This is a genomic window from Hominimerdicola alba 8, assembly GCF_000178155.2.
Lineage (GTDB): Bacteria > Bacillota > Clostridia > Oscillospirales > Ruminococcaceae > Hominimerdicola > Hominimerdicola alba_C.
This window is the reverse complement of the sequence record NZ_ADKM02000130.1, coordinates 34164-48325: the sequence shown is the minus strand read 5'-3', so window position 1 is coordinate 48325 and position 14162 is coordinate 34164. Positions and strand designations below refer to the sequence as shown.

Annotated in this window: 13 protein-coding genes; 5 read left to right on the top strand and 8 right to left on the bottom strand. The window is 49.2% G+C overall.

The features are described 5' to 3' along the window. Positions 1 to 11: 11 nt before the first annotated feature. Both CUS_RS19955 and CUS_RS16435 read right to left on the bottom strand, forming a co-directional pair. Positions 12 to 176 carry a hypothetical protein gene (locus tag CUS_RS19955; protein WP_002853006.1) on the bottom strand — a complete coding sequence of 55 codons (165 nt, stop codon included), beginning with the start codon at positions 174 to 176 and terminating at the stop codon, positions 12 to 14. Next, the gene (locus tag CUS_RS16435) at positions 176 to 1591 is read right to left on the bottom strand and encodes a sensor histidine kinase (protein ID WP_002852804.1); all 1416 of its coding nucleotides are present in this window, start codon (positions 1589 to 1591) and stop codon (positions 176 to 178) included. The genes CUS_RS19955 and CUS_RS16435 overlap by 1 nt, the downstream gene beginning before the upstream one ends. Before the next feature lie 624 nt (positions 1592 to 2215). On the opposite strand from CUS_RS16435, the gene CUS_RS16430 reads away from it, so the two are divergent. Then, a complete protein-coding gene (locus tag CUS_RS16430) occupies positions 2216 to 4840 on the top strand; it encodes a leucine-rich repeat protein (protein WP_002852916.1) in 2625 nt (874 codons plus the stop codon). 242 nt (positions 4841 to 5082) lie between these two features. Here the strand turns inward: CUS_RS16430 and CUS_RS16425 are convergent, their stop codons facing one another. Next, complete coding sequence (locus CUS_RS16425) at positions 5083 to 6537, bottom strand: ABC transporter substrate-binding protein (protein WP_002852716.1); 1455 nt, start codon at positions 6535 to 6537, stop codon at positions 5083 to 5085. Between the two features lie 462 nt (positions 6538 to 6999). Between CUS_RS16425 and CUS_RS16420 the strand changes: the two genes are divergently transcribed. Together CUS_RS16420 and CUS_RS16415 are read left to right on the top strand one after the other, a co-directional pair. After that, on the top strand, positions 7000 to 7551 hold the full coding sequence (locus CUS_RS16420) for an SH3 domain-containing protein (protein WP_002852710.1): 552 nt from the start codon (positions 7000 to 7002) through the stop codon (positions 7549 to 7551). A 1-nt stretch (position 7552) separates the two neighbouring features. Continuing rightward, positions 7553 to 8260 carry a M48 family metallopeptidase gene (locus CUS_RS16415; RefSeq protein ID WP_002852962.1) on the top strand — a complete coding sequence of 236 codons (708 nt, stop codon included), beginning with the start codon at positions 7553 to 7555 and terminating at the stop codon, positions 8258 to 8260. A 339-nt stretch (positions 8261 to 8599) separates the two neighbouring features. On the opposite strand, the gene bioA is transcribed toward CUS_RS16415, so the two are convergent. From bioA to CUS_RS16390, 5 genes are all read right to left on the bottom strand, one after another. Continuing rightward, positions 8600 to 9802 carry an adenosylmethionine--8-amino-7-oxononanoate transaminase gene (gene bioA / locus CUS_RS16410; RefSeq protein WP_002852738.1) on the bottom strand — a complete coding sequence of 401 codons (1203 nt, stop codon included), beginning with the start codon at positions 9800 to 9802 and terminating at the stop codon, positions 8600 to 8602. Positions 9803 to 9804: 2 nt separating this feature from the next. Continuing rightward, on the bottom strand, positions 9805 to 10497 hold the full coding sequence (gene bioD, locus CUS_RS16405) for a dethiobiotin synthase (RefSeq protein ID WP_002853073.1): 693 nt from the start codon (positions 10495 to 10497) through the stop codon (positions 9805 to 9807). After that, positions 10494 to 11459, bottom strand: a complete 966-nt coding sequence (gene bioB, locus CUS_RS16400) for a biotin synthase BioB (protein ID WP_347494038.1) — start codon at positions 11457 to 11459, stop codon at positions 10494 to 10496. The genes bioD and bioB overlap by 4 nt, the downstream gene beginning before the upstream one ends. A 68-nt stretch (positions 11460 to 11527) precedes the next feature. Continuing rightward, positions 11528 to 12088 carry a biotin transporter BioY gene (locus CUS_RS16395; protein WP_002852860.1) on the bottom strand — a complete coding sequence of 187 codons (561 nt, stop codon included), beginning with the start codon at positions 12086 to 12088 and terminating at the stop codon, positions 11528 to 11530. Between the two features lie 125 nt (positions 12089 to 12213). After that, complete coding sequence (locus CUS_RS16390) at positions 12214 to 12864, bottom strand: redox-sensing transcriptional repressor Rex (protein WP_002853089.1); 651 nt, start codon at positions 12862 to 12864, stop codon at positions 12214 to 12216. 367 nt (positions 12865 to 13231) lie between these two features. On the opposite strand from CUS_RS16390, the gene CUS_RS16385 reads away from it, so the two are divergent. Together CUS_RS16385 and CUS_RS16380 are read left to right on the top strand one after the other, a co-directional pair. Further along, the gene (locus CUS_RS16385; protein ID WP_002852855.1) at positions 13232 to 13600 is read left to right on the top strand and encodes a MotA/TolQ/ExbB proton channel family protein; all 369 of its coding nucleotides are present in this window, start codon (positions 13232 to 13234) and stop codon (positions 13598 to 13600) included. Next, on the top strand, positions 13593 to 14159 hold the full coding sequence (locus tag CUS_RS16380) for a biopolymer transporter ExbD (protein WP_002853100.1): 567 nt from the start codon (positions 13593 to 13595) through the stop codon (positions 14157 to 14159). The genes CUS_RS16385 and CUS_RS16380 overlap by 8 nt, the downstream gene beginning before the upstream one ends. Positions 14160 to 14162: the final 3 nt, after the last annotated feature.

Here is a 14162-nt window from a genome sequence, read left to right as displayed (position 1 = left end):
CAAATGCGGTATCAATCATTTTCGACACGTTCAACATATTCACTGAATTCTTCATAGCCTATTTCGCGGGTATATACGCCGCCCTCTGCATGCCCTGCATTTTTTACGTCTACATACACGATCAGTTCATCGATGGCGTTCTCGGTGTCCTGCGCCTTGACAGTTTCCCTATACATTATCCTGCGGCATGTCCCAGTCCCATTATCATTTCCAGTTTGAACTGGCCGTCATCGCAGGTCATTCTCAGCATGCCGCCGTAGTGTTCGACTGTGCGGCGTATGTTGCGCACGCCATACCCGTGAAGCTGCTTATCCTCTTTGGTGGTGAGGTGTATCTTGCTGTGCATCAGCTTTTCGCAGTCAACATCTTCGGCTGAACTGTTTACAAGGGTTATCAGCCGTTGGTGAGCGGTCTTTCTTATCTCCAGTTTTATGAAGCGCCGTCTGCGCTCTTCGACACGCTGGCAGGCTTCTATGGCATTATCAAGGGCGTTTGCGAACACGGTGCAGATATCCATCGGTTTCCAGCCGATGCCGCCGTCCGCCACGCCGTCGATGGTGAAGTTTATGCCCGCATCGGTCATTTTCGCCATTTTTGAAGCTATCAGCGAATCAAGCATCTCATCGCCCGTGACTATCTTTGGTGAAAGCGCCGAAACATGCTCGTGCATGTCGTTTATGAAGCGTTCAGCCTCCTTGTACTTGCCCTCGCTCATCAGCTGTGACACCACGCTGAGGTTGTTCTGTACATCGTGGCGGAAAGCCAGTGTTTCCTCCTGCGCCTCCTTGAACTGCTTGGACGCTGCAAGTTCGGCTTCAAGGAAACTCTTGTGCTGTTCACTGAGTTTATTGAAGTAGTCTGTCTGTCTGTTCCTTAGTATGAACATCGGCACCAGCACTGCTATGCCGATGGCGACCAGCGAGGTGAACAGCTTGACAGCGCCGTACTCCTCCGCAAAGGTGGTCTTTTCGGTTTCGAGCCACACGAACAGCTTGCTTATGACGCACATATATGCAAGGTATATAACAAGGTACAGCTTGTCAACTTTTCTCAGCATCATCGTCCTGCCCTTTTTGATGTACTGATTGGTCAGGTAGAGCACCACAAGCAGCAGCAGCGGTATGTTGGTGAGGGTGAAAAAGGTATAGCGCTGGTCGCGTTTTTCTTCGTATATCATAAGGTCACTGCGTCCCAGGCAGTACATGAGCACATGGGTGAGCATCGCACCCAACATCGCCACCAGCAACATCATCACCATAACTGAGAAGAACCGCCGCACACGCTTTTCCTTTACGAGCAGCGCGCCGTAAATGCCGCCGGATACATACATGATAAAGCCCACAGCATCACCTAAGAGGTAGTCCTGAGAAAAAAAGTATATTATTTCCAGCACAAAAGTTGTACAGCCATAGAAAAAGAGGTTCTGCTTTTTCAGCATGACTTCATCATCAAAAAAGCAGTGTATTATAAGTATCGCTGATATAAATATAAGCAGGCTCAGCAGGTAGTCAGTCACAGATACAGTAACAGAGCCAAAAAAATGCGTGTCTATGTTTCTCACTTCCTTTTGCAGGGCTTTGTCACGGAACATATCACGCGGCAAAGTCTTTATATGGTATATTTATCTTAATTTATAGAGTAAATGTATATCATCAACGAGTTTATTATACCACATTTTCAGCTCCCTTACAATAGAAAAAGCCGCCATTTCACGACAGAAAGCCCGCATTTCGCGACAAAGCGGCAAGCCGTCGCGGTGTGGGCGGAGGATATCTTATGCGCATATATCTGTTAAATATTCACTACACAGCGGATATTTCTGCATAAAAGGATAAAACTGCAACTAAGAGTTGCGAAATTTCAAAGCCGCGTTGGTAGAAAACTTTTGCCTGTTGTGGTATTATGTTTACATCAACAAGGAACTCCCCAAAAGTTCCGATGTTTGATGGGTACGCAAACGTTATAGTAAAATTATGTTGTGCAAGCGGTAAAAAAATTATGACCGAATTGTTTGATATGCTGATTATATGTCACTTTAGTTGACAAAAAACGCTGTGTGTAATATAATTATACTTGTTAAAATAGGTTCTTGCGGCTTTAACACTGATAGAAGTCCGCATAAGGCGTTTAACAGTCTGATGTACCCGAAAACTGCGCTCACACATGGTAACGTGAGCGATATAAATAATAGTTATCAAAGGGAGGACGAATTTGAATGAAAAAAGTTCTGGCATCTGTTCTGGCACTGACACTGGTATTCGGCACTGCTGCCGCTGCACCTGAGGGTGTGTTTGAATCTGTAAAGACCGCCGCTGTCACCGCACATGCGGCTGAGGAAACATTCACTGAGGGCGATTATGAGTACACTCTGGCTGATGACGGCGCTGTGCTCTCAAAGTATGTCGGTGCGAACGACCCCGTTGAGGTAGTCGTACCCTCCGAGATAGGCGGCAAGCCTGTCGTTGAACTGGGCTATCGCCTGTTCCGCAATAAGAAGAGCCTGAAAAAGGTGACTGTGCCCGATTCTGTAAAGAGGATAGGCGAACGTGCATTCGACAATGATGAGAGCCTTAGCACTGTTGTGCTCAGCAAAAATGTTGAAACGATAGACAAGTACGCTTTCGCGGGCTGTTCTGCACTGTCAGACATCACACTGCCAGACTCGCTGAAAAGTATAGAAGAGGACGCTTTCACGGCATGTGCTTCCCTGAAAAGCATAGATCTGCCAGATGGTCTGACAAAGCTGGGCTATACCTGCTTTGAAAGGTCGGGTCTGGAGAGCATCGAGATACCCGCATCGGTAACTGAGGTAGGTTCAAGCAGTATAAATCCGGGAAGCGGCCCTTTCAAGGACTGCGATGCCCTTAAGACAGTAAAGCTGCCGCAGGGCGTTGAAACTCTGCCTAACTATCTGCTGGCAGGCGCTACAGGACTTGAAACGCTGGAACTTCCAAATTCGCTGACTGCTGTTCCTGCATGTTTTGCAAGCTACTGCACTTCTCTTAAAGAAGTCACCATACCTGAGTCGGTGACATATATCGGTGAGGAAGCATTCAAGGGCTGCACATCGCTTGAAAGTGTTGACATTCCAAAGACTGTCACAAAGCTGGGTACTAAATGTTTTGCAGGTTCGGGTCTTAAGTCTGTTACCATAAGAAAACAGCTGACTGAGGCAATGACATCTAGTATATCCACCAACGAAGGTCCTTTCTATAACTGCCCTGACCTGACCACTGCGACACTCGAACAGGGCATGACCACCGTTCCTGCGTGCATCTTTGCGGGCGCATCTGCTTTGCAGTATGTAGAGATACCTAAGACCGTTACCACGATAGGCGGCAGGGCTTTCAACAACACGGGTCTTACCAAGATAGAGATACCGTCAAGTGTCACCGACATCAAAGAGTACGCATTCGCAGGCTGTAAAGACCTTTCGTCCGTTACTCTCTCAAAGCACCTCACCACTCTGGGCAAGGATGCTTTCAGGGGTGCAGCCATCAGCGAAATACTCATACCAAAGTCACTGACAAAGTGCGATGTCGGCTCGATAGACTGCACAGGACCTTTCAGAGATTGCGCGAACCTTAAGAAAGTCACCTTTGAAGAGGGCACACTGTCCATAGCAAACTACCTGCTGTCTGAAACCGGCATTGAGGAGATAGTTATACCTGATACCGTCGTAAAGATAGACGGCTGTGCATTCGCTTGGGCTGAACAGCTGAAAAAGGTCACTTTCGGCGCGGGCATCACCGAGATAGGCGAGAGAGCGTTCATAGGCTGTACATCACTTAAGGGATTCAGTATACCCGACACTGTTCAGACCATCGGCTCAAAGGCATTCATGAACTGTACAGGTCTGTGGGAGATAAGACTGCCCGATACCCTGACAGAGCTGGGTGCATCGGCATTTGAGCAGTCGGGCATCAGAAGACTCGAACTGCCGTCTGAACTTAAGACTGTTGAAACCGCGCTCTGCGAAAACTGCAAAAATCTTGTCGGCGTTATCATGCCCGAAAAGCTCGAAGTCATCAAGGGCGGCGCATTCAGAGGTTGTACAAGCCTTAACACCGTGACATGGAACGACAAGGAAACTATCAAGGAGATAAAGAGCGGTGTATTCGCAAACTGCGACTCGCTGACTGAAATGACACTGCCGATGGGCGTTGAAACTATGGGCGACTCTGTTTTTGAGGGCTGTGATGAACTGACAAAGGCAGTTATCCCCGACAGTGTAAAGGACATGGGCTTCTACACATTCAAGGAATGCCCCAAGCTGACCGATGTGACTCTCAGCAAAAGGACAAAGTATATCTGCAAGGAAACTTTCCGCTATGACTACGCACTTAAAGAGGTAAAGATACCTTATTCTGTCAAGAGGATAGACAGCGGCGCATTCGGTGAATGTACTGCACTTAAGGATATCTATGTGGGTTCAAACATTGAAGAGATAGCTGAGGACGCATTCAGCTACTTTGACACCAACGTTGATAATGAAACTGTCACCATGTATGGCGTAAAGGGCACATATCCCGAAGATTACGCATTTGCGCACGATATGAACTTTGCGGCTACGCCTTATGCTGATGACACACTGAGCGATTATGTAAGACCCGCTCAGCCTGCTGAACCTGTACCCTCGAAAGAGGTCAAGGGCGATATCAGCGGTGACGGCAAGCTGAACGTTTCCGACGTTGCAAAGCTGGCTGCCCACATAAAGGGCGTAAAGACTCTCGGTGACGAGAATATGCTGGCAAAAGCTGATGTAAACGGCGACGGCAAGGTGAATGTCACCGACCTGTCCCGCATAGCTGCTGCTGTAAAGGGCATCAGAAAACTCTGATAATGATTTCAACAAAACTTCAATAAATTACCTTCACCGGAAGAGCGCCCGCAGTTTTTGCTGTGGGTGCTTTTCCATGCAAAAAAGCCCGTCTGCCGTGTGACAGATGGGCTTTTGGCTTATATAACGATTTACGGTCATCCCTTTTGCACACCGTCTGAAAATGCGGTAACCACTTTAAGTTCTGTAAACCAGATGTTTTTATGGTGTGTCAGCGTGATTATCATTCGGAAGAACTATCCTCACTTGCTTGTATAAGCGTGGTAAGCATCGTTAAAGGTCTTAAGTTCGGAGGCTATAGTACCCGAATACTGTTCGCGAAGCATCGTCCATGTGAACTGTGCGCCGTTCTCGTCCTCTTTCATGACAGAAGAGTACATGTAGGGGATAACAGCTTCAAGAGTGGCGTTGGTGGCAGCATCATCATCGGAAAGTACAGTGGAAATGCCGTAGCCGGGATCAACGATGATGTTGAACTTGCCGCTGGAAACTTCCTCGTAGGCTACCTGATACATCTCATCGGTCCAGTAGGGGTTCGTTTCGTTGAACTTCTTGCGCTCGGTTTCTATGTACTCGTCCTGAACGTGTACTATCCTTGCGCACTCCAGCCAGCACTTCATGGCATCGTTCTTGGTCGAACCGTTTACCCACATGTAGGCAGAAGTATCAACAATGCAGTTGAGGGTATCCTGATTGGGGTCTTTCGGCATCGGCACCATGCCCCAGTGGTCTTCCGCCTTTGGAGTATGGCTGTCGCAGGAAGCCCACGGACCCATTGCATAGAACAGGATATTCGCCTTGAAAGCGTCACTGGTCTGACCCACCCATTCGGGGTAGTACATATTGTTCTTCTTGATATTGTAGAGGACTTCCGATGCGCGCTGGAAATCGGCATCGTTGAGGTTCTCCACATACTCGTCCTTTTCGGCATCGTAGGATATGAGCGTTTTGCCTGTAGACTGGAAGATGAAAGGAGCGAACCAGCCGTTTACACCGTATCTGTCCTCACCTTCGGGAGCGCCCTGACAGTACTCGGTCATCATATCATACCATGCGTCCCAGTCCCACTCGCCGTTTATGTACATCTCATAAGGGTCATCAAGACCTGCGGCTTCTATAACGTCCTTATCGTATGTCAGCACCGAAGTTGCGCCGAAGCTGATGGGTGCCACGAAATGTTCACCGTTGAGGGTATACTGGTCAGCCGCCGACTTCACATCGCTCCACAGCGGGCTGTCAAAGTCAACTATGGAGTCAACAGGCTGGAACATTTCCTTGATGCAGTTTGCGGGGAAAGTCATTTTCTGCTCATACCAGAACATATCGGGCGGGTTGTTTGCCATAAGTTCGGTCGCCAGCTTTTCGTACTTCTCGATGGAAGAACAGCTTTCATACTCTATCTTGCCGCCTTTTTCCTCGAACAGTGTGAGGTCTGTCCTCTTTTCGGGGACACGGCGGCTGGGGTTTATATCAAAATATGACAGCCATTTCAGCGTACCGTCAGCGCCATCGGGGATAGCGGAGACCTCCTGCACCAGTCCTTCGATATCTTCGGTAGAAGCGACTTCTACCTTATCTTCATAGCTTTCGAGCGTATCTTCCGACTTACCGCTGTCACTGCTGCCGCTGCAGCCAGCTATGCTCATGACAGAAATGAGAGCCGCAGTCAGCGCGAGCATTTTCTTAGTTATTTTCATTTAAATATCCCTCCTGATTTTGTTAACGTTAACAAATTCCTTTTGCATTATAACACTTTTATGTACAGCTTGTCAATAAGGACAATTCAACTATATTAATATTTTCACCCTTTTTTGCGGGTAAAAATAGACAATCGCGGCGGTGGAAAGCTGATTTATCGCACGGGGCGGCGGGTGACGGTGGGGGCACTGAAACTTTCGGGGGGCGGCACTGCGATTTGATGGGGGCATCAGCGGGGTATGCTGATTTATCGCATGGGGCGGCGGAGAACGGTGGGGGCACTCCCCTGCCATACGATCTTAGCACATTATTCCGAAATGCGCCGAGCTTTCGCCCATGTCAAAAATTATAAATTCTGAATTATCCCACAGGTTGACATTCTCCGACAAATGTTTTATAATAGTGTGGTGGATATTTCTGCGCACAGCAGTATATAATATCATTCAGTAAGGAGAGCGAAAATGGATAACGAAAAGAATTCTGCACCTGCTTCCAAACCGAGCGCGGGTATGGTATCGGTCATAGTTGCAGGCATTTTTACGATATGTATGGTGTTCATCATCGGCAGAGTCGTCTTTGCGAGCAACGCTAAGACTGCTCCCGATAATCTCGATACAGCTACCATCAACACCAATGTTACCGAACCGCAGGTGACCGAAACTACTGCTGTGACTTCTGCGCCGAATGCAGTAGTCACTGACGAGAGCGGCAGTGTTACAGCGGTCGAGAGCGGTGCTGAAAGTTCTGCTAGTTCTGCTGATGACAGTTCGTCTGCGGCGGAAGAACAGGGCACAAAGTATATCACTGAATATGCTTACCTGCACACACAGCCGTCAAATGATGCTGAGAACATCGTCTGCATGACTCCCGGCGTGGCTGTGACGGTGCTGGGATATGAGGACAACGGCTATGTCAAGGTGACTTTCATGAGTACTGACGGTCAGCTGACAGGCTATATTTACAGGGACTATCTGTCGGATTACCAGACAGTTCTCCCGCCCTGGGAGCAGTAAGGTGGCTAAGTACAGCACCTACATCACCACCGCTGACGGCAGGCGCATAGAATTCACCCTTGACAGGGGCAGGCGCAAAAATGCCGCCCTAGCCATAAGTGAGGGCAGACTGATAGTGCGGGTGCCGATGAATGCCGACCCCGCGCAGATACATCGGTTTATTGAGGAACATGCCGACTGGATAGAGGAAAATCTCGCTAAGTCGGCAAAGCAGTCGGGACTGCCGCAGAAGTTCGCGGACGGCGAAACTTTCCGCATACTGGGCGAGTGGGTGACTATAACTGCGGTGGCGGCAGAGAAGTATTTTCCCCCGAAGATAGAAGACGGCAGACTGCTGATAGCCGTCTGCTGCAGTACAGACAGCGGCTATATGGCGCGGCAGGTGCAGTCTTTTATCATAGAGTGTGCCAACCGCGAGATAACCGAAAGCATGCGGCGGCTGACAAAGCTGATGGGGCTGTACCCCTCAAAGATAACCGTCAAAGACCTCAGTGCAAGCTGGGGGCGTTGCAATTCAAAGGGGAACATCTCGATAAACTACAAGGTGGTATCCTATTCAAAGGCGCATATAGACTATGTGTGCATACACGAACTCTCGCACCTTGTACACATGGATCACAGCGCGGATTTCTGGGCGCTGGTGGAGCGCTACTGCCCCGACTGGCGGCAGATACGTTCAAGCATGCGCGTAAGTGCAGATGAAGAATGAATGAAAAACGTGGTTATCCCGCTGACACACCACAAAAACAGCGGCTATACAGAACTTAAGGTGCTTGGCGTATATTTTTCCCCCCGCCGCAGGCGGGGGAAAAATATACAACGCTCAATTATACTTTTGTTTACCGCATTTTTAGTTGGTGTGCTAAAGGGATAGTCATAATGAAAAATGACCGATGGTATGTGCCGTCGGTCATTTGTTTTTATAGCAATCTAACTGTTTAAATTCACAAAATCCGGTCGCAAAAGCTGGGATCTATGGGTTTTGTGACCGGATTTTGTCTGAATTTTAAGGCGGATTGCTATTGGTATCACGCTGACATTCCGCGCATTATCTTGCAAACCACGCTTTCATGGTGTCAAGCACATGCACAAGTTCGCCCTCGCTGATGACATAAGGTACCATCGCGTACATGTATTTCAGGAAGCATCTGCTGAACACGCCGCGCTCGTATGCGAACTTTTTGAAGCCGTCAAGCGTACTGCTGTCATATACTTCTATGCAGACACAGCCGCCCATTATGCGTATCTCTTTTATGCGGGGGTCGGTGAAGCCTGCCATCTCGCGGCGGGTGATGTTTTCGATGTTTGCTATCTTTGAGAGGTAATCGCCTTTCTCGAAAAGTTCTATGGACTTAAGCGCCGCAGAACATGCCAGCGCGTTGCCCATGAAAGTCGGACCGTGCATGAGGGCGTGGGTGGGGTCATCGCTGTAAAAGCCCTCCCAGACGCGCCTGTTGGTGACTGTTGCCGCGTGACCGATATAGCCGCCTGTCAGCGCCTTGCCAAGCACTATTATGTCGGGCAGTACAAGGTCTGCCACAAAGCGGTTTCCCGTTCTGCCGAAGCCTGTTGCGACTTCATCGAATATCAGCAGGACATCGTATTCATCACAAAGCTGACGCGCCCTTTCAAGGAAAGATATGTCATACATGCGCATGCCGCCCGCGCCCTGCAAAAGGGGTTCTACTATAAAGCAGGTCAGCCGTTCGCCGTACTCGGAAAAGGCTTTTTCAAGGGCATCTGTTTCGGTGGGGATATGTATGACACCGCGCTTTTTCTCGTTGGTCTTGCCGAAAGCGAAGTGGTAGTCCTCGTCATCGCCCACTTCCATAGCCTTGAAAGTGTCGCCGTGATAGGCATGTTCAAGGGCGAGGATAGTATCGCGCTTTGAACCGCGATTGGTGTTGAACTGCAAAGCCATTTTCAGTGCGACTTCCACCGCCACACTGCCCGAATCCGAGAAAAAGCAGTAGTCGAGGTCGGCGGGAAGCCAGTCAGCCAGCTTGTCTGACAATTTTTGCACTGCATCGTGGGTAAGACCGCCCATCATCACATGGGCGAACTTTTCAAGCTGTTCGGTGATGGCGGCGTTTATCTCAGGGTGAGCATAGCCGTGTATGACGCTCCACCACGATGACACCGAATCTATCAGGTCGTGACCGTCTTCGGTATAAAGGTGTACGCCTTTGGCGCGGGCTATCTTTATGGGCGCATCAAGTGTTTTCATCTGCGCATACGGATACCAGAGCATGTTTATTCCTCCTCACAAAACAGCGCATCGAGCGCTTCATCTGTCATGTCTATATCGGTCGCATCGGGGGCGACAGTGCCTATTATCTTCACGCCGCCGACTATCTCGCACATCATGCGGTTGTCCTCTTCCATAACGTCACCCGCGTGGAAGTTATTGAGTATCACGCCGAGAATTTTTATGCCGTTTCTGCGCATGTATTCGGCGGTGAGGACGACACTGTTTATCGTGCCCAGCCCCGCATCTGCTGTAATGATGCAGGAAAGCCCCAGCGTTTTTATAATATCTTCCAGCAGTATCAGCTTATCGTCACAGCGTATCGGGCAGACTATACCGCCGCTTCCCTCCATGACGACACAGCCGTGTGTTTCGCACGCCTTTTCAAAGCCTTTGCGGACTGTTTCCATGTCAACGGGGTCACCCTCTATCTGTGCCGCGAGATGGGGAGATACTGCACGCTCGTAGATGTACGGGCACATCTCATCAAGGGGCTGGTCTATGCCCGAAATATTCTTGACATAAAGCGCATCACCCGCGATGAGTCTGCCGTCTGCGCCGCGCGTGTTGCCGCTGACTGCCGCTTTGTAGTAGGCGGGGTCATAGCCGCGATCTTTCAGCTTTTTTACCAGCAGTGCGGTCACGTAAGTTTTGCCAACGTCTGTGCCTGTACCTGTCATGAATATTGCTTTTCTCACTGCGAACACCTCCCTGTGTCAAGACCGATGGAGTGAAGCATCTTGATGTCATCTGCTATGCTGTTGCCCGATGTTGTCAGCATATCCCCCGTAATAGCGGAATTTGCGCCCGAACGGAATGCGCGCTCACCGCAGTTTGCCATAAGATCTCTGCCTGCCGCAAGCCTTATGTCGGCTTCGGGCAGGATAAAGCGGAATATCGCGACAGTGCGCAGAATGTCAGCTTCGGTGATGCGCTCAAGGTCTTCAAGGGGAGTGCCTTTTACTGGGATAAGTGCATTTATCGGCACTGAGCGCACACCTGCCTCGGAGAGTTCCAGCGCCATATCGAGCCTGTCCTCCCTGCTTTCGCCCATGCCGATTATGCCGCCCGAACAGACTTCCAGACCTGCCGCTTTTGCGCGGCGTATGCACTCCAGCTTGTCCTCAAAAGTGTGGGTGGTGCAGATGTTGGGGAAATTCCTGCGGGAAGTTTCGATATTTGCGTGGTATCGGCTGACACCTGCCGCTTTCAGCTGACGCATCTGCTCCTCAGTCAGCAGACCGTGAGAGGCGCAGAGGTCTATCTTGCATTCGCGGCTGAGGGTGCGGTAAGCGTCAAGGGCTTTTTCAAAGTCTGCCCCGCTGACAGTCCTGCCCGCAGTCACGATGGAAAAGCGATGTACGCCGCGTTCTTCGTTGTGGCGGCACTCAGCGAGTATCTTATCGGTGTCAAGGAAGCCGTATTCTTCGACACCTGTGCAGTTATGCGCCGACTGTGCGCAGAATTTACAGTTTTCGGGACATCTGCCGCTCCTGCCGTTGATTATCGAGCAGAGATTCGCGCTGTTGCCGCAGAAATGTTCACGCAGTCTGTCAGCCGCCGCAGTAAGTTCGTCAAGGTCGGCATCAAGCAGAAATTCGGGCTTGTCGGCGCGTGTCAGCCGTCTGCCGTTTATTATTTCTTCTGTGAGTTTGTTTATGTCCATGATTACCTCCATATTTATCCGATGGGGCATGCGGCCCCGCGAAATTGTCCGAAAAGCCGATATCACACGGTTTTTGCGGCATGTGGGAAGTGCTTTTTGGTCAGCGGCAACAGTCTTTTGCCTAGCACTGCCGATATGATGCACAGTGCGATATCGCCCGGTACTGCCAGTACAAAGCAGTAGATGAACAGCGGCTTCACCCCGATGGGCGTACCCAGCCAGAATTTGCTTATTGCCCAGTAATACGCCATTCCGAAGGCGTAGACCACCATCAGTCCCGCGAAACAGCCTGCGAAAAGCCGCTTCATGTCGAGCGTGCCACGATGGACTATCGCACCTGTCAGCCATGCGCCCGCGATAAAGCCTATCAGGTAGCCGAATGTGGGCTGAAGCACATAGCTGATGCCGCCGCCGCCCGCGAAGATGGGCAGTCCCGCCAGACCGAGCATAACGTATATGCCGACGGCGCATGCACCGAGTTTTCCGCCAAGAAGCACCCCTGCCAGTGTTGTGAACAGAAATTGCAGTGTGAACGGGCAGACAGGCACAGGCACTTTGATGAATGCGCCCACCGCCGTCAGCGCGGCGAAAATCCCTGTTAGTATCATTTCTCGTGTTTTCATTGTATACTCCTTTCTTGATATCAGTATACATTATAGCACCGTTTCAGCGGATTGTCAACCATAACTTTCGGACAAGTATACTATGCAAACAAAAAAGAAACCCCTCGCGGAGTTTCCATATAAGTTTATTCTTCTTCGCTGTCTTTAAGGTGACTTGTGCGGTAAGTCAGCGTCAGCAGGCTGTCACCCAGATGCACGTTCTCGACCTCGATGCCCTGATGGTCAATGGTCAGGTCATAGTGAGAGAAGTTCCAGAAAGAGCGAATGCCCAGACCCACCAGCTTGTCAGCTATCGCCTGAGTGTTCGCTTTCGGTATGCACAGCACCGCGATGACAGGGTGTTCAGCCTTGCAGAATTCCTCTATCTCATCGGTGTGCCTTATTGCCAGACTGCCCACAGTTTCGCCTGTAAGACGGGGGTTTGCATCAAAAATGCCTGTCAGCTGACAGCCCCTTGTTTCAAAATTTATGTGCAGTGCTATAGCCTTGCCCAGATTGCCCGCGCCTATCAGTATGGTGGAGTATGCCTTGTCAACACCGAGAATGTGACCTATCTCCTCCCGCAATGACTGCACCTGATAGCCGTAGCCCTGCTGACCGAAACCGCCGAAACAGTTGAGATCCTGCCTTATCTGCGAGGCGGTAAGTTTCATTTTTTCAGATAATTCCCTTGACGAGATGCGCTCTACGCCCTGTTTTTCAAGTTCGCCAAGAAATCTGTAATATCTCGGCAGGCGCTTTATGACTGATGACGATATATTTCCGTTTTTTGACATTTGCTGTTCCCCCTGAGGTCACTTTGACAAATAAATAACGATAATATTATATACCCAAAAGCCCGATTTGTCAAGGGTAACCATGTATATTACGGACTTTTTTCCGTTTTTATCCATAAAATAATTTCCGTCAGGCGAAAATAACTGACGATGCGCGTGCAGTTATTTGACAAAAGTCCTTGAAATCGGAGGTAATATGTGTTATACTGTTGTTGGGTGATTTTTTATGGATCTTAGTTTTATTGAAAAAATGAAAAATAGTATCCTCCATCAAGATGGATTTATTGCAATTTTTGCCTTTATAACGCTTATTATTTTAATCTCGGTTAATTTTTTCCAACGTTTAATAAATAAGTACGAAGATAAAATGACATCTAATCCTGATTCAGCTAAAATACTTCGTAAAGCTTTTAATACTAGCTACTCGCTGTTCACTACTTCGATAACGATATTCCCTCTGCTGGGCATGTTCGGCACTGTTATCGCACTGCTGAACCTGAAATTCGCGCCCGCTGAAACTAATATGGAAGATATCAAGAACAACTTCTTCAACGCACTGACTTCTACTGCGTGGGGCATAGTTTTCTCGGTGGTGTTCAAGTCGGTAAACGCATTCATCGTTTCATCGGTAAACGACACTATCACGCGCATACACGAGATAGTTCAGGAAATTGAATCGAAGGACAAGAAGAAAAAGAAGGTAAAGACTGCCAAAGAAGAGGTGGCTGATGAATAACAAGGATATCATTCTGGATTTCACCTCACTGCTTGATGTCATACTGATAATTCTTTTCTTCTTCATAATGTTCAGTTCGATGGAGAGCGACACAAAGACTAAGACCGCTATGGCGGAGGCGCAGGCGATATCCGATGAAGCTGAATACAAGCTGGCAGAGGCAGAAGAGCTGAAAGCACAGGCCGAGCAGGAATTGGCTGAACTTATGGACGCGAATGAGCGTCAGGGGCAGGATATCTCAGCGATATTTGAATTCAGCAAGGGGCAGAATCTCAAGTTTCTGCTGAAGCCCGACGGCAAGTCGTGGACGGTGTATGTCAAAAAGGGCGAAGCAGAAGCAGGCAGTTTTGATGTATACGATGACGAACTTCAAACAAAGATAGAACAGCTGGTGGAAGCGGCGGGGGTATCTCCCGATGACACTTTTCTGTGCGAACTGATATATGACGCATCTCTGGCGGGTTCGCGCAATTCATATAGGGTCATATCGGGGGTGTTTGACAGGCTGAAAGTGAAGTATACGCACTTTTTCCTGTCTGAGACCGACACATCTGTCTAAAAG

Coding starts and splice junctions, on each gene's coding strand:
- bioA (WP_002852738.1), bottom strand. CDS start 9,802: ATGCTCTGGTATCCGTATGCGCAGATGAAAACACTTGATGCGCCCATA.
- CUS_RS16435 (WP_002852804.1), bottom strand. CDS start 1,591: ATGTTCCGTGACAAAGCCCTGCAAAAGGAAGTGAGAAACATAGACACG.
- CUS_RS16390 (WP_002853089.1), bottom strand. CDS start 12,864: ATGTCAAAAAACGGAAATATATCGTCATCAGTCATAAAGCGCCTGCCG.
- CUS_RS16420 (WP_002852710.1), top strand. CDS start 7,000: ATGGATAACGAAAAGAATTCTGCACCTGCTTCCAAACCGAGCGCGGGT.
- CUS_RS16380 (WP_002853100.1), top strand. CDS start 13,593: ATGAATAACAAGGATATCATTCTGGATTTCACCTCACTGCTTGATGTC.
- CUS_RS16395 (WP_002852860.1), bottom strand. CDS start 12,088: ATGAAAACACGAGAAATGATACTAACAGGGATTTTCGCCGCGCTGACG.
- CUS_RS19955 (WP_002853006.1), bottom strand. CDS start 176: ATGTATAGGGAAACTGTCAAGGCGCAGGACACCGAGAACGCCATCGAT.
- CUS_RS16425 (WP_002852716.1), bottom strand. CDS start 6,537: ATGAAAATAACTAAGAAAATGCTCGCGCTGACTGCGGCTCTCATTTCT.
- CUS_RS16430 (WP_002852916.1), top strand. CDS start 2,216: ATGAAAAAAGTTCTGGCATCTGTTCTGGCACTGACACTGGTATTCGGC.
- CUS_RS16385 (WP_002852855.1), top strand. CDS start 13,232: ATGACATCTAATCCTGATTCAGCTAAAATACTTCGTAAAGCTTTTAAT.